At 63.4% G+C, this 17,465-nt stretch carries 20 protein-coding genes; 9 read left to right on the top strand and 11 right to left on the bottom strand.

Annotated features, from left to right (window positions below; translation table 11 throughout):
- From RAE09_RS03875 to sigE, 3 genes are all read right to left on the bottom strand, one after another.
- Positions 1-552: a twin-arginine translocase TatA/TatE family subunit gene (locus RAE09_RS03875; protein WP_316981002.1), complete on the bottom strand. Its 552-nt coding sequence runs from the start codon at positions 550-552 to the stop codon at positions 1-3.
- Between the two features lie 23 nt (positions 553-575).
- The gene (locus tag RAE09_RS03870; RefSeq protein ID WP_316981001.1) at positions 576-1,025 is read right to left on the bottom strand and encodes an anti-sigma factor family protein; all 450 of its coding nucleotides are present in this window, start codon (positions 1,023-1,025) and stop codon (positions 576-578) included.
- 100 nt (positions 1,026-1,125) lie between these two features.
- Positions 1,126-1,755 (bottom strand): RNA polymerase sigma factor SigE, encoded by a 630-nt coding sequence (gene sigE / locus RAE09_RS03865; protein WP_005323510.1) that lies wholly within the window; start codon positions 1,753-1,755, stop codon positions 1,126-1,128.
- A 151-nt stretch (positions 1,756-1,906) separates the two neighbouring features.
- On the opposite strand from sigE, the gene RAE09_RS03860 reads away from it, so the two are divergent.
- Positions 1,907-2,554 carry an O-methyltransferase gene (locus tag RAE09_RS03860; protein ID WP_316981000.1) on the top strand — a complete coding sequence of 216 codons (648 nt, stop codon included), beginning with the start codon at positions 1,907-1,909 and terminating at the stop codon, positions 2,552-2,554.
- On the opposite strand, the gene glgC is transcribed toward RAE09_RS03860, so the two are convergent.
- A complete protein-coding gene (glgC, locus tag RAE09_RS03855) occupies positions 2,551-3,768 on the bottom strand; it encodes a glucose-1-phosphate adenylyltransferase (protein ID WP_316980999.1) in 1,218 nt (405 codons plus the stop codon). The genes RAE09_RS03860 and glgC overlap by 4 nt on opposite strands.
- 109 nt (positions 3,769-3,877) lie before the next feature.
- Between glgC and glgA the strand changes: the two genes are divergently transcribed.
- Positions 3,878-5,032, top strand: a complete 1,155-nt coding sequence (gene glgA / locus RAE09_RS03850) for a glycogen synthase (protein WP_316980998.1) — start codon at positions 3,878-3,880, stop codon at positions 5,030-5,032.
- A 12-nt stretch (positions 5,033-5,044) separates the two neighbouring features.
- A complete protein-coding gene (locus RAE09_RS03845; protein ID WP_316980997.1) occupies positions 5,045-6,487 on the top strand; it encodes a GH32 C-terminal domain-containing protein in 1,443 nt (480 codons plus the stop codon).
- A gap of 339 nt (positions 6,488-6,826) precedes the next feature.
- Here the strand turns inward: RAE09_RS03845 and RAE09_RS03840 are convergent, their stop codons facing one another.
- The 7 genes from RAE09_RS03840 to dapE are packed head-to-tail and all read right to left on the bottom strand — an operon-like array spanning position 6,827 to position 11,582.
- Entirely contained in the window at positions 6,827-7,693 is an 867-nt protein-coding gene (locus RAE09_RS03840; protein WP_316980996.1) for a methyltransferase domain-containing protein, read from the bottom strand.
- 9 nt (positions 7,694-7,702) lie between these two features.
- Positions 7,703-7,870 carry a DUF3117 domain-containing protein gene (locus RAE09_RS03835; protein WP_005323535.1) on the bottom strand — a complete coding sequence of 56 codons (168 nt, stop codon included), beginning with the start codon at positions 7,868-7,870 and terminating at the stop codon, positions 7,703-7,705.
- 12 nt (positions 7,871-7,882) lie between these two features.
- The gene (locus RAE09_RS03830) at positions 7,883-8,176 is read right to left on the bottom strand and encodes a DivIVA domain-containing protein (RefSeq protein ID WP_005327512.1); all 294 of its coding nucleotides are present in this window, start codon (positions 8,174-8,176) and stop codon (positions 7,883-7,885) included.
- Positions 8,177-8,179: 3 nt separating this feature from the next.
- Entirely contained in the window at positions 8,180-8,902 is a 723-nt protein-coding gene (locus RAE09_RS03825; RefSeq protein WP_316980995.1) for a glucosyl-3-phosphoglycerate synthase, read from the bottom strand.
- A complete protein-coding gene (folP, locus tag RAE09_RS03820) occupies positions 8,899-9,711 on the bottom strand; it encodes a dihydropteroate synthase (RefSeq protein WP_316981090.1) in 813 nt (270 codons plus the stop codon). Before folP ends, RAE09_RS03825 begins: the two co-directional genes overlap by 4 nt.
- Before the next feature lie 14 nt (positions 9,712-9,725).
- Entirely contained in the window at positions 9,726-10,490 is a 765-nt protein-coding gene (locus tag RAE09_RS03815) for an LOG family protein (protein ID WP_005323540.1), read from the bottom strand.
- A gap of 3 nt (positions 10,491-10,493) precedes the next feature.
- The gene (dapE, locus tag RAE09_RS03810) at positions 10,494-11,582 is read right to left on the bottom strand and encodes a succinyl-diaminopimelate desuccinylase (protein ID WP_316980994.1); all 1,089 of its coding nucleotides are present in this window, start codon (positions 11,580-11,582) and stop codon (positions 10,494-10,496) included.
- Positions 11,583-11,671: 89 nt separating this feature from the next.
- Here dapE and RAE09_RS03805 point away from each other — a divergent pair, with 89 nt between their 5' ends.
- From RAE09_RS03805 to RAE09_RS03780, 6 genes are all read left to right on the top strand, one after another.
- Complete coding sequence (locus tag RAE09_RS03805) at positions 11,672-13,030, top strand: amino acid permease (protein ID WP_316980993.1); 1,359 nt, start codon at positions 11,672-11,674, stop codon at positions 13,028-13,030.
- 17 nt (positions 13,031-13,047) lie between these two features.
- A complete protein-coding gene (dapD, locus tag RAE09_RS03800; RefSeq protein ID WP_239277886.1) occupies positions 13,048-14,019 on the top strand; it encodes a 2,3,4,5-tetrahydropyridine-2,6-dicarboxylate N-succinyltransferase in 972 nt (323 codons plus the stop codon).
- Between the two features lie 99 nt (positions 14,020-14,118).
- Complete coding sequence (locus tag RAE09_RS03795) at positions 14,119-15,450, top strand: amino acid permease (protein WP_394371991.1); 1,332 nt, start codon at positions 14,119-14,121, stop codon at positions 15,448-15,450.
- Between the two features lie 316 nt (positions 15,451-15,766).
- The gene (locus RAE09_RS03790; RefSeq protein ID WP_150851326.1) at positions 15,767-16,624 is read left to right on the top strand and encodes a type IV toxin-antitoxin system AbiEi family antitoxin domain-containing protein; all 858 of its coding nucleotides are present in this window, start codon (positions 15,767-15,769) and stop codon (positions 16,622-16,624) included.
- A gap of 57 nt (positions 16,625-16,681) precedes the next feature.
- Positions 16,682-16,891 carry a helix-turn-helix transcriptional regulator gene (locus tag RAE09_RS03785; protein ID WP_049377975.1) on the top strand — a complete coding sequence of 70 codons (210 nt, stop codon included), beginning with the start codon at positions 16,682-16,684 and terminating at the stop codon, positions 16,889-16,891.
- Positions 16,884-17,366 carry a transcriptional regulator gene (locus tag RAE09_RS03780; protein WP_150851695.1) on the top strand — a complete coding sequence of 161 codons (483 nt, stop codon included), beginning with the start codon at positions 16,884-16,886 and terminating at the stop codon, positions 17,364-17,366. The genes RAE09_RS03785 and RAE09_RS03780 overlap by 8 nt, the downstream gene beginning before the upstream one ends.
- The last annotated feature ends 99 nt before the right edge of the window (positions 17,367-17,465 follow it).

The raw sequence follows: 17,465 nt of genomic DNA, 5'->3' as shown, positions 1-17,465 counted from the left end.
TTAGGTTACATCGCCCCACAAGCCGCCGCCGGTGGATTCTTCCCCACCACGTGGCGGCTTTCTCTCTGGCGCGGGCTGCTCCGTTGGCTGGGGCGCTTGAGGGCGTTGCTGAGGCTCTGGCTGCGGCTGCTCGGCATAGACCTGGGAGTAGTCGAAGCTCGGGCGGCGCTGCTGCTGCGGTTGAGGCTGCGGCTGTTCCTCCGGCTCCTGTGGCGCGGTAGCGGTCTTGACGTTTTCTGCCATTTTCTTGGGGTTGAAATCGTCCCAGGCGGAATCGTCGCCGTCGAAAAGCGCCTTGGTAATTGCGCCCTTCGGGCCGAGGCGCGTCCACTGGGCTGCTTGGGTGAGCGGGCCGCGGATATCATCGAATTCCGAGGTAATCGACCCCATCTCGCCATTGAGCTCCGCCTTGGCGTTATTGATGGCCTTGCGGGCCGCGTAAATGGCCGCGCGCACATCCTTGATCACCTCGGGCAGGCGCTCCGGGCCGATGACGATGATGCCCAAGAGCACGATGACGAAAATCTCGGGCCAACCAATGGAAGAAAACACGGTTAAATACTAGTCCCTCACTCTTAGCCGCGCTGATTGTGCTTGATTGCGCGAACCACCATTTCCACCTTGTCCAAGAAATCCTGCTGCGGCCGGTGCACGGGCGTTGTCGCATCCGGCCCGGGCGCAACCTCTTCGGTGGCAATGCCCGCGAGCTTTGCCAGCAGGGATTGCGGCGCCTTGACTTTAGCGGAATCCGCGCAGTGGCGAACCCACTCTGAGGCATGGCGCTGCTGGTGAACATCCGCCCGGCACTCGGCGCAGTGCACCAAGTGGATGCGCACGCGGTGCATGAATTTCGGCTCCATCTCCCCGTCTACGAAGGCAACGACAGCCTCTGGGCCAAGGTGCCCGATGGTATCGCTGCGCCGCGCCTTAGCTTTCGCCTTATCGCGGGCCTTGGCCTGGGCGGCATCGAATCCGCCGCGCACGCTCAGCGTGGACAAGGTTCGGCGTCCCCGCAGCGAGTCCATCGACACCCTCCTCCACTAGTTGCTTGGCCTTCAGTGACACGGAAAGTCCCCGCCGACGGCGGGGACTATGCAGTTTCTTTAGAGTTTAGCGCGCGATGGTTTAACGCGTGCGCAGCAGCATGCGGGTTTCCGCATTGGTTTGCGCTTCTTTTTCGAGTGCCGCACGCAGCTGCGAACGGCCGCGGTGGATGCGGGAGCGCACCGTACCCATCTTGACGCCGAGGGTCTCCGCAATCTCGTCATAGCTCATACCTACGACATCACATAGCACCACGGCCACGCGGAAATCGGGAGCCAGGCCATCGAGTGCGGACTGCAGCGCTGGGTCCAGGTTGGCCACGGTATAGGCCTGCTCCGGGGTCATATCCGTGCCGGGCACGCGCTCATAATCCTCCGGCAGGGCCTCCATACGGATCTTGGAGCGATGGCGGACCATGTCCAAGAAGAGGTTGGTGGTAATGCGGTGCAACCAGCCTTCAAACGTACCGGCCTGGTATTTATCCAGGGAGCGGAAGACGCGCATGAAGGTCTCCTGGGTGAGGTCTTCTGCATCGTGCTGATTACCGGAGAGGCGATACGCCAAGCGGTAGACGCCATCGGCATGCTCGGCCACCAGGTCACCCCAAGCGGGCATGTCGGCTTCACCGGCATCGAACGCCGCGGTACCGGTCAACTCCGCCTCAGGGGTGGCGGGCTGAAGGGATTCGGCATCGCGCTTCGTTGTTGTCATGCATGTCATCTTTCTATACTTCAAGGTGAAACTCCAGCCACAGTGCTGATAATTTCCTGTGAGTCCGTCACATTATCCCCACCCACCACAACCTCGCTGGCTAGGCGCGTTTTTGCCACATCGGCAGCCACTTTTCCCTATGGTTTATTACGTGACTACTACCGCATATGAAGCACTGCGTTCTTATATCGAGACCACCAGCGAGCCCTCCGCAGCCCTGCGTGGCGCGCGCGACCACGCCGATGAGTACGGTCTGCCGGTTCCAGATGAATCTACGGGCCAGCTGCTCACCACCCTGACGGCCGCCTCCGCCGGTTCCACCGAACGCCCCCAATCCGTGGCGATCACCCCGGCCGCCAATGTGGTGGGCCTCTACCTGCTTGCCGGCATGCCCGATAACGGCATCTTGACCTGCATCGACCCCGAGGCAGAGCACCAGCGTAGCGCCAAGACTGCCTTCCGCGAGGCGGGCTATGCGCCTTCGCGCGGCCGCTTCCTGCCGTCTCGCCCACTCGAGGTCATGGGCCGTCTGGCTAATGACGCCTACCAGGTCATCTACGCCGACGTCGCCGCGCTCGACCTGCCCGCCATTATCAAGGCAGCGTGGCCACTGCTGCAGCAGGGCGGCACCCTGGTCCTGGCTAATTCTTTGCTCGATGGCACGCTTGCCGACGTCTCCCGGACCGACCGCGACACCGCCGCCGCCCGCGAAGCAGACGAGTACCTGCGCGAGCTCGAGGGCGCGAGCGTGACCCGGTTGCCGCTGGGGTCCGGGCTCACCCTCGTAACGAAGCTCTAAACCCTCTGGTTTTTGCCGACGACGACCACGCCGCCGTCAGAAACCTTGAAGCGCTCCTCATCGCGCTCGCGGTCCACGCCGATAATTGCGCCATCGCTGACGACGACGTTCTTATCGAGGATCGCGCGGCGCACCACCGCACCTCGGCCGATGCGCACGCCCGGCAGGATGACCGATCCTTCGACCGTGGCGCCATCGGCCACGTGGACGTCAGACGCCAACACGGAATTGCGCACCGTGCCGCCAGAGACGATGCAGCCCGGCGCCACCATCGAGGACTGCGCGATGCCGTTTTGCACGAACTTCGCCGGCGGGAAATTGGAATCATCCGTGGAGTGAATCGGCCAATTCCGGTTATAGAGGTTGAAGATCGGGTGCACCGAAATCATGTCCATGTGCGCTTCATAGAAGGAATCGATGGTGCCCACATCGCGCCAGTAGCCGTGATCGCGCTCGGTAGATCCCGGCACCTCATTGGCCATGAAGTCATAGACATGCGCCTGCCCACGCTTCACAAAGTACGGAATGATATCGCCGCCCATATCGTGGGCAGAATCCTCGTTCTTTTCGTCCTCCAAGAGGGCGTCAATAAGCGCCTGCGCCGTAAAGACATAGTTGCCCATCGAGGCATAGCTCATATTCGGATCGTCCGGCGTGGCCGGTGGGTCCGCCGGCTTTTCCACGAACTCCGTGATGGTTCCCATGCCATCGGCCTGGATGCAGCCAAAGGCCGTCGCCTCCGAGCGCGGCACGCGAATGCCGGCCACCGAGCAATCCAGCCCCGTGGCAATGTGCTCTTCTACCATCTGCGCCGGATCCATGCGGTAGACGTGGTCCGCACCGAAGACGATGACGTAATCCGGATTCTCGTCATAGATGAGGTTCAGCGACTGCACAATGGCATCCGCGGAGCCGTTGTACCACCGCTTGCCGCGGCGCTGCTGGGCAGGCACCGAGGCAATGTACTGCGGCGTCGGCCCCGCCAAGTTCCACGCCTGGGAAATGTGGCGGTCCAGCGAGTGGGACTTGTACTGGGTCAGCACCGCAATCTTGAGGTAGCCGGCATTGACCAGATTGGACAGGACAAAGTCAATGAGGCGGTAGGAACCTCCGAAAGGCACGGCGGGTTTGGCGCGGTCTTCGGTCAGGGGAAAAAGGCGCTTTCCCTCGCCGCCGGCGAGGACGATGGCTAGGACATTTGGCAGGCTTCTCACGTTTTCAAACCTAACCGCTAATCCCACATTCCGCAGCAGATATAAGCACATTTTTACCCCCATCCCGTATTTCTGCACGCGGCACCAGAGATACGTATTCTGGGTGGGCATGAGAGCCGGAATCTTTTCCAAAGAATACCCGCCGGAAATCTACGGCGGAGCCGGAGTTCACGTAGCTGAACTCACCCGTTTTATGCGCGATATCATCGATGTCTCCGTGCACTGCATGGGCTCCCCGCGCGAAGAAAAGGACGTTTTTGTGCACGGCGTGGACCCCGCACTCGAGGGTGCCAATGGCGCGCTCAAGACCTTGTCCACTGGGCTGCGCATGGCCGATGCCGCCTCTGACATCGACATCGCCCATTCCCACACGTGGTACACGGGTCTCGCCGGCCACCTCTCCGCCCAGCTCTACGATATTCCGCACGTCGTCACCGCCCACTCGCTGGAGCCGCACCGCCCGTGGAAGCGCGAGCAGCTCGGCGGCGGCTACGACGTCTCCTCGTGGTCCGAGAAGAACGCCATGGAATATGCCGACGCCGTCATCGCCGTTTCTGCCGGCATGAAGGACTCCATCTTGGATGCCTACCCGCGGATCGACGCCTCCAAGGTCCACGTCGTCCTCAACGGCATCGACACCGAGCTATGGCAGCCACGAGAGGGAGATGTGTTGGACAAGCTGGGCGTCGATAAGCAACGCCCCATCGTTGCCTTCGTTGGCCGCATTACCCGACAAAAGGGCGTAAAGCACCTGCTGCAGGCGGCGCAGAAATTCGACCCGGATATCCAGCTGGTGCTGTGCGCCGGCGCGCCCGATACGCCCGAAATCGCGGCGGAGACCGAGGCGCTGGTGGAGGAACTGCGTGCCCAGCGCAATGGCATTTTCTGGGTCAAGGACATGCTCCCGCGCAACGAGGTCCAGCAGATTTACTCCGGTGCGGATGTGTTTGTTTGCCCGTCCATTTACGAGCCGCTCGGCATCGTCAACCTGGAAGCTATGGCCTGCGGCACGGCCGTTGTCGCCTCCAACGTTGGCGGCATTCCGGAGGTTGTGGTCGATGGCGAGACCGGTGTGCTGGTGCCTTACGACGCCGCCGCTACCGCCGCCTTCGAAGCCGACCTCGCCGCCGCCGTCAATGACGTCGCCGCCGATAAAGAGCGCGCCGCGGAATTTGGCCGCGCCGGCCGAGAGCGCGCCATCCGTGATTTCTCTTGGGCTACCATTGCCGCCCAGACCGTCGATATCTACCGCAGCCTGATTTAAGGAAGGATAGCCGTGACAACTCACCGCCCCGAACTGCATTTTGTCCCCGAAGACGGCGTCCTCGACGCCCCCGCTGGAATCCTGCGTGACGGCGATACCTGGCACCTGTTCCACCAGTACCGCCCCACCGCGGACTCCCCTGCCCGCTGGGGACACACCTACTCCGAAGAGTCTCCCTTTGACTGGTTGGACTGCGACGATGCCCTCGCCCCCGTTGGCGGCGAGCTCTCCCTGCGTGCCGGTTCCGTAGCCCAAGGCCCGGACGATATCCACCTCTACTTCACTTCGGTGACCGCCGCCGGAATCGCCGTTCACCTCGCCCGCTACGCTGACGTGGATGAGATCTGCGAAGTCTCCGATGACCCCCAGGCCCTCGACCCCAATGTCGTCCGTTTTGGCGAGGTCGTAGGCAATACCCGCAACTTTGATCACTTCCGCTCCCCCTCCGTGGTGCCCGATTGGGCCTCCGAGGACCGCGATGACGGCCACGACGGTTGGCTCATGCTCGCGCTCACCGGCCACTCCGACGCCCCGGTTCCCGTCATCCTCGAATCTGCCGATGGCGTGTCTTGGCGGCTGCGCGGCAGCCTCAAGTTCGACGGCGACCCTGGCTTCCTCGAAGGTGAGGTCCCCGCCACTTCGCCCATCCCACCGGTCGTCTCGCCGCGCTTGGTCCGCCTGCGCGATGAGGTCGACGGCAATATCTACGACGTCCTCTTCGTCACCCTAGAGCGCGGCGGCCGCGACGTCTCCGGCTACCTCGTCGGCCGGCTGGAGGGCACTACTTTTACCGTGGTCTCCGGCTTCCGCCGCGTAGACTTCGGCCACGACTTCTCCCGCCCGCGCAATACCAATACGACCACCGGCACTCTCACCCCAGAGCAGCGCTACGAGCGGGCCGTCATCGTCGGCCTCCTCAACGGCAACGGCCGCGGCGACGACGCCACCAAGCACGCTTCCTGGGAGGCCGAAGGCTGGGCCAATGCCCTGTCCCTGCCCCGCCGAGTCACCCTCGAGGGCGGCGTCCTCTACCAAGCCCCCGCCCCCGGCTTGCCCGATGCCGTCAAGCTCTCCGACTACGCCCGTTCCTGGACCGGCGTCATGGAAGTCCCTTCCGGTTCCTGCGTGACTGTCACGCTTCTCGACGGCGCCGGTGACCCCGCCGCCACCATCTGCCACTCCGGCGATGACATCAGCCTCGATCGCTCCATGAACAAGGCCTTCGACCACTGTTTCGCCGATTCCGAACCCGCCACCGCCACGCTTGCCGAAGGCGACTCCGATACCCTCACCATCATCCAAGACGGCTCCACGGTCGAGGTTTTCGTCGACGGCGGTCTCATCGCCATGGCCTCCCGCGTCTACTTCGAAGGCGGCTGCTCCGGCCTGCGGGTCGAGACCTCCGGCGATGCCGTCATCGAGCAGGACTGGCAGCGCTCCGGCTCCAAGCTTTAATCCTCCTGGCTCGCCCCTCCTCACCCAACCCGTCTCTCTCCGTCCCTCCCCCCGCCCTTCGCGCTCACCGGCGCGGCCGCCCACCGCGGTCCCGCCTCCCCTGGTGAGCGGCAAGAGCGGGGATTTCGTTTTCAATCCACATCGCTGGGCTGCGTCTCCCCTAGCTCCCTCACACGCGTCCTTCGCGCTCACGGGGAGAAGCTGGGGCGTCGGCAAGCGTGTGCCGGTGAGCGGCAAGGGCGAATACCTCCCCTCGCGCTCACGGGGAAACGAAAGAACCGCCCCACGCGCTGCCGGTGAGCGCGAAGGGCGGTGGAGGTGGCTGCGGCCGGCCGGGAGCTAGACGGCGCGGAGGCGGTCCAAGCGGGCGCGGGCGGTGACCGTGAGCGTCGGGGGCAGTGCGCCCATGCGCTCGGCGAGTTCGCCGGCGCTGATGTGGCGCGCGGACGGGCTCATGCCCACCTGGGCGGCGACGGAGGCCTTATCAAGCTCGATGGGGAACGAGATATCGACCGGGTCGGCCGCCTGCTCGAGGTAGCCCTCGGCCTGCTCATACATGCGCTCGACCTTGCCTTCTTCCACGCCGAGGATGCCGAGCGGCTCGCGCAGCTCATCCAGGTGTCCGGCGCCGGGGGTCAAGACGATGACCTGGCCGCCTGGGGCGAGCACGCGCTGGAATTCGGCGGGATTGCGCGGGGCGAAGACGACGGAGATTGCGTCGACGGACTCATCCCGGAGGGGCAGGCGCTCCCACACATCGGCCACGACGGCGCCGACGCGCGGGTGGCACTTAGCCAAGTGCTTCGCGGCGTGCGGGGAAATGTCGAGGCCGACGCCACGGGCCTCCGCGATGGAGTCCAGGGTGTGGGCCAGGTAGTAGCCGGTGCCGGCGCCCACCTCGAGGAGGGAGGCGGGCTTGGACTCGGCCAGGGAGGCGGAATCCAGTGCGTCCTGGACGGCCCCGGTTACGGCCTCAACGAAGGGCGCGAAGTGGCCCATGGCCAAATAGGTCTCGCGGGCGTTGACCATATCCATGTCATCGCCCTTGTGCTTGAGTCCAGCGCCGGCGGCCAAGGTGACGTAGCCCTGCTTGGCCACATCATAAGAGTGGCCGGATTCCGAAACGAGGCGAGAGAAATCATCGGCACCAGAAAGCGCGGTGCCATCGTTGGGATCGGCCAGAATGTCGACGATATGAGAAAGCATGTGCCTAGACTAGCTAGAAACCTCGGTCAACAGGGAACCGAGCTCGGCGGCCTCGTCCTTGCTCAGCTCGATGACGATGCGCCCGCCGCCATCGGAGGGGATGCGCATGACGATTTTGCGGGACTCCTCTACTGCTTCCATTTCTCCGCCCGTGGTGCGCGGCTTCATTGCTGCCATAGTGAGTCTCCTTTAGTTAACTTCTTTTCCTTCCAGCTTAGACCTTTTCTGCGCGGAAGATAGTTGTTCCTCCAGTTGCGCGAGGAGATCGTCTACCTGGTCCTGGCGGTATCCACGAGGAACTACCTCGAATTTCACCTGGTCAAGGCGGCCTTCGCGGAGGGCGGCGCGGTTATTTTCGCGCACCTTCTGCGGCTCGTCGAGCGGGTGCATGACCTCGCCGCGGCCAAAGATGGAGCCCCACACCCAGGTGCCGATGACGGTCAGGGCGATGAGGACAAGGAGGAGCATAATCCAAGACAGCATGGCTTAAACCTTACCTTTTAGCGGCGGGCGTTGAGCAACGGGAGCGATGACCCCGGCGCGGGCGAGCAGCGTGCGAGCGACTACCTCGGCCATCGGCGCCAGCTCGTGCAGCGGCCGGTTGCGGTGTACCCGCGTGCCCAGGTCTACCTGTGCGATTGTGCCCCGCTTGCCGACGTCCACCATTAGCCCCGCTTCCACCCCATACCCCTCCACAAAGGGCAGTTCTAGGGCGGTGGCGCGGCGCAGGGCGTATTCGCCGCCGAGGGGCTGATCGATGTGGGCGAGCTCGGGAAAGAACTGCTTGATGAGCGGCTTGGCGGTCAGTTCGGTCACGCGGCCACCGCCGGTGGGCTGGCCGTTGAGGCTGCGGCGGTAGCGGGCTTTGACCATCTCCACCGCTGAGTCGGCGAAGGGCGCGGCCAAGGCCGAGACCATGCCGGGTGCAGCGGATTCGAGGTCGGCGTCGACAAAGACGACGATGTCTCCCTTCGCCGCGGCAACCCCGCGCCAGAGGGATTCGCCCTTACCGGGGCGCGGTCCCTCCGGGAGGATATCGCGCCAATTGCGCACGTCCGCTCCGGCGGCGGCAGCTCGGGAGGCGGTGGCGTCGGTGGAGTCGGCGTCGATGACGAGCACTTCCAGGGGGTCATCGGCGAGGCAGGCGCGCACGACGTCCGCGACGGTGCCCTCCTCGTTGAGCGCTGGAATGATTACGGAGACGCTCATGCAAGGCCTCGCGTGGTTGCTAGCGGGGCCACCTTGCCCTGGATGGCGGCGGTCATGCGGATGACATCGGCGGTCTCGGCCACCTCGTGGACGCGGAAGGCGGCCACGCCGCGGGCGGCGGACCACGCCGTGGCGGCCAGGGTGCCGGCCACGCGCTCGCCTACCCCGCGGTCGAGCGTCTCGCCCACGAAGTCCTTATTCGATAGAGCCATGAGTACCGGCCAGCCGGTGGCCACGACCTCGTCGATACGCCGCAGGAGCTCGAGCCCGTGGAAGGTGTTCTTGCCAAAGTCATGCGTGGGATCGATGAAGGTCAGTTCCTCCGGGCAGCCGAGGGAGGCGGCGCGCTCGGCCAGTTGGGTGGTTTCCGCGATGACATCGGCCACCACGTCGTCGAAGTGGACGCGATGCGGCCTGGTGCGAGGGGTGATGCCGCCGGTGTGCGAACACACGTAGCCCACACGGTGGTGGCCGGCGACCTCGATGAGCTCGGGATCCCAACCGGCCCAGGTATCATTGACCAGGCCGGCGCCGGCTGCGATGGCGACCTCTGCCACCTCGCTGCGCCAAGTATCGACGGAGATGAGCACGTCCGGGTGGCGCTCGTGTACCTTCTCGATGGTCGGCACCACGCGGTCGATTTCCTCCGCCGCGTCCACGGCCTTGCCGGGGCCAGCCTTCACGCCGCCAATATCGACGATTGACGCACCGGCCGCAATCACCTCATCGCAGCGGCGCAGCGCTGGGTCAAGGTCAAAGGTTGCGCCGTTGTCATAGAAGGAATCCGGGGTGCGATTGACAATCGCCATCACACGCGCGAGGCTCAACGCGGCTCCCTGATGCGCTTATCGCTCATGACTTGGTGGCGCTGGATGATGTGGGCGAGGGCTTCATCGGGGTCGTCGGTAAGCAGGAAAAGCTCCCGGTCGCCTTCGTTGATATAGCCGCTGGCCGCGAGCGTGTTGTCCATCCATTCCAGCAGGCCGGACCAGTACTCGGTGCCCATGAGCACGATGGGGTAATTGGTCACCTTGCCGGTCTGCACCATGCACATGACCTCGAAGAACTCATCCATCGTGCCCATGCCGCCAGGCAGGCAAATGAAGGCCTGGGAGTACTTCAAGAACATCGTCTTGCGGGCGAAGAAGTAGCGGAAATTCAGGCCCAGGTCGACGTACTCGTTGAGGCCCTGCTCGTGGGGCAGCTCGATGCCCAGGCCCACGGAGAGCCCGCCGGCCTCATGGGCGCCGCGGTTGGCTGCCTCCATGATGCCGGGGCCGCCGCCGGTGATGACGGCATAGGAGTGCTCGGCCAGCTTGCGGCCAACCTCGACGCCCAACTGGTAGCTCGCATCCTCCGGCGTGGTGCGCGCGGAGCCGAAGACGGTAACGGCCTTCGGCAGCTTGGAAAGCGCATCGAAGCCAGCGACGAACTCGCCTTGGATGCGCAGGACGCGCCACGGATCAGCATGCTGCCACTCATGGTCCGCGCCGGACTCCAAGAGCCGCTGATCAAAGGTGGAGGCCTGCTCGCCTTCGGTGCGCAGCAACATCGGGCCGCGCAGGGTGCGCATCTGCTCAGGGGTCATGGTCTATCCCTTCAGGTAGTTCAAGAGGGCGGTGGATACTTCGGTGATCTGCGCGGTAGGAACCTGCTCGTCCTTCTTATGCGCAAACCCAGGGTCACCAGCGCCAAAGTTTACGGCCGGGGTGCCCATTTCAGAGAAGCGGGCAACGTCGGTCCAGCCGTACTTGGCGCGAACGTTGCCCCCGACGGCGTCGATAAGCGCCTTGGCCGCCGGCTGGCCCAAACCGGGCTGGGCGGCCGGTGCAATGTCATCGATCTCGATGGTGACGTCTTCTTCCTCGCCGATGATGGACTTCATATAGTCCAGCGCCTCGTCGCTCGTGCGGTCCGGCGCAAAGCGGAAGTTCACAAACATCCATGCCTCATCCGGCAGCGTATTGGTGGCCACGCCGGACTCGAGGTGGACGATGTTGAGGCCCTCGCGGTAGGTGCAGCCATCGATGGTGACATCGCGGGACTCATAGGCGGCGATGCGGCTCATGATGGGCGCGAGCTTGTGTGCTGCGTTGGAGCCGAGCCAGGCGCGGGCTGAGTGCGCACGAGTGCCATGGGCGGTCACGCGCAGGCGGATGGAGCCCTGGCAGCCGGCCTCCACCATGGCGCCGGAGGGCTCGCCTAGCAGCGCGAAATCGCCCTCGAGCCACTCCGGGTGGTCCTTTTGCAGGTGGCCCAAGCCATTAAATTCAGTGGCTACTTCTTCGCCCTCGTAGGCGATGACGGTGAGGTCATGCTTAAGCTCGTCCGCTTCGTGCAGCTGGGCAAAAGCATTGAGGTAGACGGCCATACCGGACTTCATATCCACGGTGCCACAGCCCCACATAATCTCTACCCCGTCTTCAGAGGTCTCCATGTGATGCGGTACATTTTCTGCCAACGGAACGGTATCAATGTGGCCGGCGAGCACCACGCGGGAATCCAACCCGCGGTTCGTGCGGGCGCACACGGTATTGCCGTAGCGGGCAACCTCGACGTCCAATCCGCGCAGCGCTTCTTCGATGGCGTCTGCGATGGCCTCCTCATGGTGGGAGGGGCTCGGAATATCTACGAGCGCCTTGGTTAGTTCGATGGGGTCTGCATATAGATCTATAGTCACAAAGCGCCATGCTAGCGCTCCGCGCAGCTCACCGCATTGTGTAAAGTTCACTTCACTGCAAATAATTCGTCCTCCCTAAGGTGATAACAATGGCCGAAGCCACTCAATTGAAATCCCGTCATCTCACGATGATGGGCCTTGGCTCCGCCGTGGGCGCCGGTCTCTTCCTCGGCGTGGGCCTCGGCATCCAGATTTCCGGCACCTCCGTGCTCATCTCCTATGCCGTAGCCGGCGCGCTCATCGCACTGGTGATGTGGATGCTCGGTGAGATGGCCGCCGCCCGCCCCTCTTTGGGGTCATTTTCCACCTACGCCGGCCAGGCCTATGGCCACTGGGCGCGCTTTACCATGGGGTGGATTTTCTGGTTCATGCTGATCATGGTCATGGGTGCCGAAATCACCGGCGCGGCCGCCATCATTTCCAACTGGTTCGATATTGCCCCGTGGATTCCAGCGCTTATTGCCGTGGCCTTCTTCGCGGTGGTCAACTTCGCGGCCGTGGGCGGTTTTGGTGAGTTCGAGTTCTGGTTCGCCATCATCAAGGTCGGCGTCATCGTCGCCTTCCTCGTCATCGGCGCGCTCATGGCGCTGGGCATCCTGCCGGGCATGGATGTCTCCTTGGCCGGTACCAATTTCACCGAGAACTTCCTGCCCAATGGCATTCCTGGCTTCGCCGCCGGATTGCTGGCCGTCGCCTTTGCCTTTGGCGGCATCGAGCTGGTGACCATCGCGGCGGCAGAGTCCGAGGATCCGGCGCACAACGTAGCCACCGCGGTGCGCGCCATCATCGTGCGCATCATGATTTTCTACATCGGCTCCATCGTGGTGATCACCATGGCGTTGCCATTTAGCTCCATCCAGGACGCCGATGTCGCGGCCGATTCCCCCTTCACCCTGGTGCTCGCGGCCGCCAAGATTCCTTTTGCGGCCGGCTTCATGGAGGCGATTATCGCCCTAGCACTGTTGTCTGCCTTCAACGCGCAGATTTACGCCACCTCCCGCTTGGTCTTCGATATGGCCAAAGACCACTGCGCCCCGGGATTCTTCCTGAAGCAAAATCGTGCCGGCTCCCCCATCAACGCCGTCATCTTGTCCATGGTCTTCGCCTTCGCTTCGGTGGGCCTGCAGTTCTGGAACCCGCCAGGGCTTCTGGCCTTCCTCTTCAACGCGGTCGGAGGGTGCCTGCTGGTCATCTGGTCCTTCATCGTAGCTTCCTTTATCAAGTTGCACCCCGTCCTGCGCGATAATGGCGAGCTGACCGAGATCCACGTACCCGGATTCCCCTGGCTTCCGTGGGTTACGGCCGCCGCCCTGGCCGGACTGACCCTGCTGATGCTCTTTGATCCGGCCGCGCGCAACCAGGTCATCTCGGTGCTCATCCTGGCCGCGGTGCTCGTCATCTTGTCTTTCGTGCTTCCCACCGGCCAGCGCGCGGAGGCGCGGAAGTAGTTGCTAAGCTAGCGGGCATGACTTCTGCATCCGCACGCGGCCTAGCAACCATTACCCATGACGGCACCGTCTTGGACGTATGGTTCCCGGCCGTATACACCGATAAGAACGTAGAGACCACCGAGACTAAGCGCTTGGAGGAGGTCCCCCAGCAGTTCTCCGCGCTGGCAGGCCCAGACGAGGAGCGTGGCGTAGCCCGCGTCGCCGTTGAGACCTCCATCAAGGATCTGGATGACGCCCCCGTCGATACCTACGATGCTTACCTGCGCCTGCACCTCCTCTCCCACCGCGCGGTCAAGCCGCACGGCCTGAATATGGACGGCATCTTCGGCCACCTCAACAACGTGGTCTGGACCAACTACGGTCCGTGCGCTGTGTCCGATTTCCAGATGGTGCGCGGACGCCTGGCCTCCCGCGGCCCGGTCGTTGTCTACTCCGTGGACAAGTTCCCCCGCATGGTGGACTACGTTGTGCCGTCCGGCGTCCGCATCGGTGACGCAGACCGCGTGCGCCTGGGCGCCCACCTGGCTGAGGGCACCACCGTCATGCACGAGGGCTTCGTCAACTTCAACGCCGGCACCCTCGGCGCCTCCATGGTGGAGGGCCGCATTTCCGCGGGCGTCGTCGTGGGCGATGGCTCCGATATCGGCGGCGGCGCGTCCATCATGGGCACCCTGTCCGGCGGCGGCAAGGAGGTCATCTCCATTGGCGAGCGCTGCCTCCTCGGCGCCAACTCCGGCATTGGCATTTCGCTTGGCGACGACGCCGTGGTCGAAGCCGGCCTCTACGTCACCGCCGGCACCAAGGTAACCGTCTTTGGCAAGGTCGCGGAAGCACTGGGCGTTGATAATGGCGAGAACGTCAAGGGTTCCCAGCTCTCCGGTGCCTCCGGCATGCTGCTGCGCCGCAACTCCGTCTCCGGTGCGGTTGAGGCCGTGGAGTGGAAGGCCGAGGCCGTCGCGCTTAACGACGAGCTGCACAAGAATTAATACCCCCGATTCCTATAGCTCAATCGGGCAAAATAAGATGGAGGGGTGACTGATAACTCCTCCACCCTCGGTTCTGGCCTGAAGGTCCGCCACCTGACGATGATGGGGCTAGGCTCCACCATCGGTGCCGGACTCTTCTTGGGCACCGGCGTCGGCATCTCCGCCGCCGGCCCCGCCGTGCTCCTCGCCTACGTCATCGCAGGCTTTCTGGCCATTTTGGTGATGCAGATGCTGGGCGAGATGGGCACCGTTATCCCCGCCTCCGGCTCCTTTTCCGAATACGCCGAACACGGCATCGGCCGCTGGGCGGGCTTTACCCAGGGCTGGATTTATTGGCTAGCCACCGTCGCCGTGCTGGGCGCCGAAATCACCGGCGCGGCCGGCTTCATCGGCTCTTGGTTCAACGTCTCGCCGTGGATTCCCGCCGCCATCTGCGTGGCCCTCTTCGGCATCGTCAACCTGCTGCGCGTTCGCAGCTTCGGCGAATTCGAGTACTGGTTCGCCCTCATTAAGGTCGTTGTCATCGTGGCCTTTCTCATCATCGGCGCGCTGCTCATCCTGGGCCTCCTGCCCGGCCATTCCTTCATCGGCACCTCCGTCTTCCTTGAGGACGGCTTCATGCCCAATGGCCTCGGCGGCGTCGCGGCTGGCCTGTTGGCCGTAGCCTTCGCCTTCGGCGGCATCGAGGTGGTTGCCATCGCTTCTGCCGAATCCGAAGATCCCGAAAAATCCCTAGTCAACGCCGTGCGTTCCACCATCTTGCGCATCTCCGTGTTCTACTTGGGCTCCGTCCTCGTCATCACGTTCCTCCTGCCCTATTCCATCTTGGGCGGCGCCTCCACGGCCGCGGAATCTCCTTTCACCATGGTCCTCGAGCGCGCCGGCATCCCGGGCGCGGCCGGCATCATGGAGGTCGTCATCGTCCTCGCGCTGCTCTCCGCCTTCAACTCGCAGATTTACGCCTCCTCCCGCATGATGCATTCCCTAGCCTCCCGCGGCGAGGCCCCGCGCATCTTCACTACCACCAATAAGGACGGCGTTCCCACCACCGCCATCGGCCTGTCCGTCCTCCTCTCGGCCGTCATGGTCGCGCTCAACTACGCCGACACCGGCTGGCTCCTTACTTTCATGCTCAACGCCGCCGGCGCCTCCCTGCTCATCGTCTGGGTCTTCATCGCCGTCAGCCAGCTGCGCCTGCGCCGCCAGCTCGAGGCCCTCCATCCCCTCCCCATCCGCATGTGGGCCTTCCCCTACCTCACCTGGTTCGCCCTCGCCCTCTTTGCGGCCATCGCGGTGCTCATGCTTACCGACGCCACCGCCCGCACCCAACTCCTCTCCGCCGCCGCCATGTTCGTGGTGCTCGCCATCGCCGGCGTTATCAATTCCAAGGTTCGCGGCATCAACCCGACCTCGACGCTGCCCCTCACCTAGCCCCTTATCCCAGAGGCTCACCTCGCCCCTCCGTCCTCCCTCGGCCACTCCCGCCCTTCGCGCTCACCGGCACGAGGCGGGGTCTCTCTTTTTCGTCACCTGGTGAGCGCCTAGGGCGAGCTCTGCCCACGCCCCTCCCGCCGCGCTCACGGGGAGCACAAATCAGGGCCAACCGAGGCCGTCGGTGAGCGCGAAGGGAAGTTATCCACAGCTATCCGGACCACGCAGCGGAAAATCGCCCCCAAACCCAGTGTTATCCACAGGATGCCGCGACGCGCATAGCTCCAGCCCAACACGACCGCTTAGGTTAAGCCCTATGGGGGAATGGACTACCGCGGAACTGCGCGGGCAAGGTTTGAGCAAGGATGCGATTCGTCGCAAGGTTCGCGAGGGGAAGCTCTTTCGCGTGCACAGGGGGATTTATACCGATGAATGGACGCCCTGGGCGATGGCGCGGGCGCTGGCGCATGGGCTCAGCCGCATCCATTTCACGGGAAAGACAGCGCAGGAGATTTACCTCGGCCGGCAGCTGACGTTTCCTCTGGAAGCGGAGGGACCGCGCACCTTAAAAGGGAAGAACTTTCGCGTTTCGCACTCGCGACTTCAAGCCACGCACAATGTCAACGGCCTTCCGGTGGTGCAACCGTTGTGGGCCGCGCGAAGGATTTCGCGTGCGTGCAGGCCTCTTCTGGAAGAACATTACCGAGGAAAACACGGCCCCGGCCGTCTAGAAACGGACCGTCGGCGAATGCGGCGCGTCCCAAGGAGTCTAAAAGAGACGATCCGGCACGCCGCGATTGGAGCGGATAGCCCACCGGAGCGCACTTTAAGCAGAAAGCTGCGCACTGAAGGAATTTTCCCAGAACACAATGCTCTCATCGCGGGGTATCGCTTTGATCTCAGGATTGGAAAGCTCCTTGTGGAAGTCGATGGCTGGGAATACCACAAACACAGCGAGGCATTTCAAGCTGACCGTTCCAAGCAAAACGCGGCCGTCGCCCACGGATATACGGTTTTGCGCTTTACTGCCGACGACATCAAATACCACCTCAGCGAAGCCATCCTGCTTATCAAAGCCACTCTTGAGGTGCTAAAAGGCCGCAACCCTGAGCTTCCGACCTCAGCAGCTCAGCCCTACTGGAAGTGGCATCTATGTGTGAAACATTTGCTTTAATGGCAATTATCCTTTACATTAGGACATGTAAGCAAGACACAGAGTAAAGGAGTCCAGATGGCCGACCACCCCAACATGGTCCGCAAATGGCGCCGCTGGCTCGAATTATCACAAGCCGAACTCGCTGAAAAAGCCGGCGTCTCCCGCCAGACCATCGCCAATATCGAACGGGGCAATTACTCCCCTTCCGTGCACCTCGCACTGGACATTTGCCACGAACTAGGTAAATCCGTCGAAGAAATCTTTGGAGCCGAACAACATGATTAACGCCATTGCCAACTACTCCCTCAATGAAATCGAGCGCGCCACTCGCGATGAATTCGAACGCGACACGCTCTATAAAGCCTGCGCAATTGGCATCACTCTCATCCCATTCCTCGAGCTCGTCGTCGCCGCAATCCTCGCCTGGGTCCTCCCCGGCCGAATGAGCATGCTGTGCTTCCTCGCGCTCGTACCATCCATCCTCGGCAATTCCATCGGCACCGCGTGGATGCGCCAACGCGTCGCCACCCCACCAGTGGGCCGAAATTGGACCGCAATGGCCGTCTACTTCATCCCGCTCATTGCCATGTTCGCCGGCATTGCCTATAACGCCTACGCGCCTGCCGACGGCCACAGCCCCGCCTCTTACCTCCTCGGCACCGCCGTCGGTGTTATCGCCGTCCTCATCCTCACCCCCTTCATTCGTCGCCGCCAGCACCGTCGCGACCAGGCTCGCCTCGATGCCGAGCTCGAAGACTAATCCCCCTCCCGCCCCTTCCATCCACCCGCCCTTCGCGCTCACCGCGGACGCCCGGCGCGCGCGTCGTGCTCTCCCGGTTCTCGACTGGGGACTTACCGC

This window comes from Corynebacterium tuberculostearicum (genome assembly GCF_032821615.1).
Taxonomy (GTDB): domain Bacteria; phylum Actinomycetota; class Actinomycetes; order Mycobacteriales; family Mycobacteriaceae; genus Corynebacterium; species Corynebacterium tuberculostearicum_H.
The sequence above is the reverse complement of the archived record's forward strand: the minus strand, read 5'-3'. Positions and strand labels throughout refer to the sequence as shown.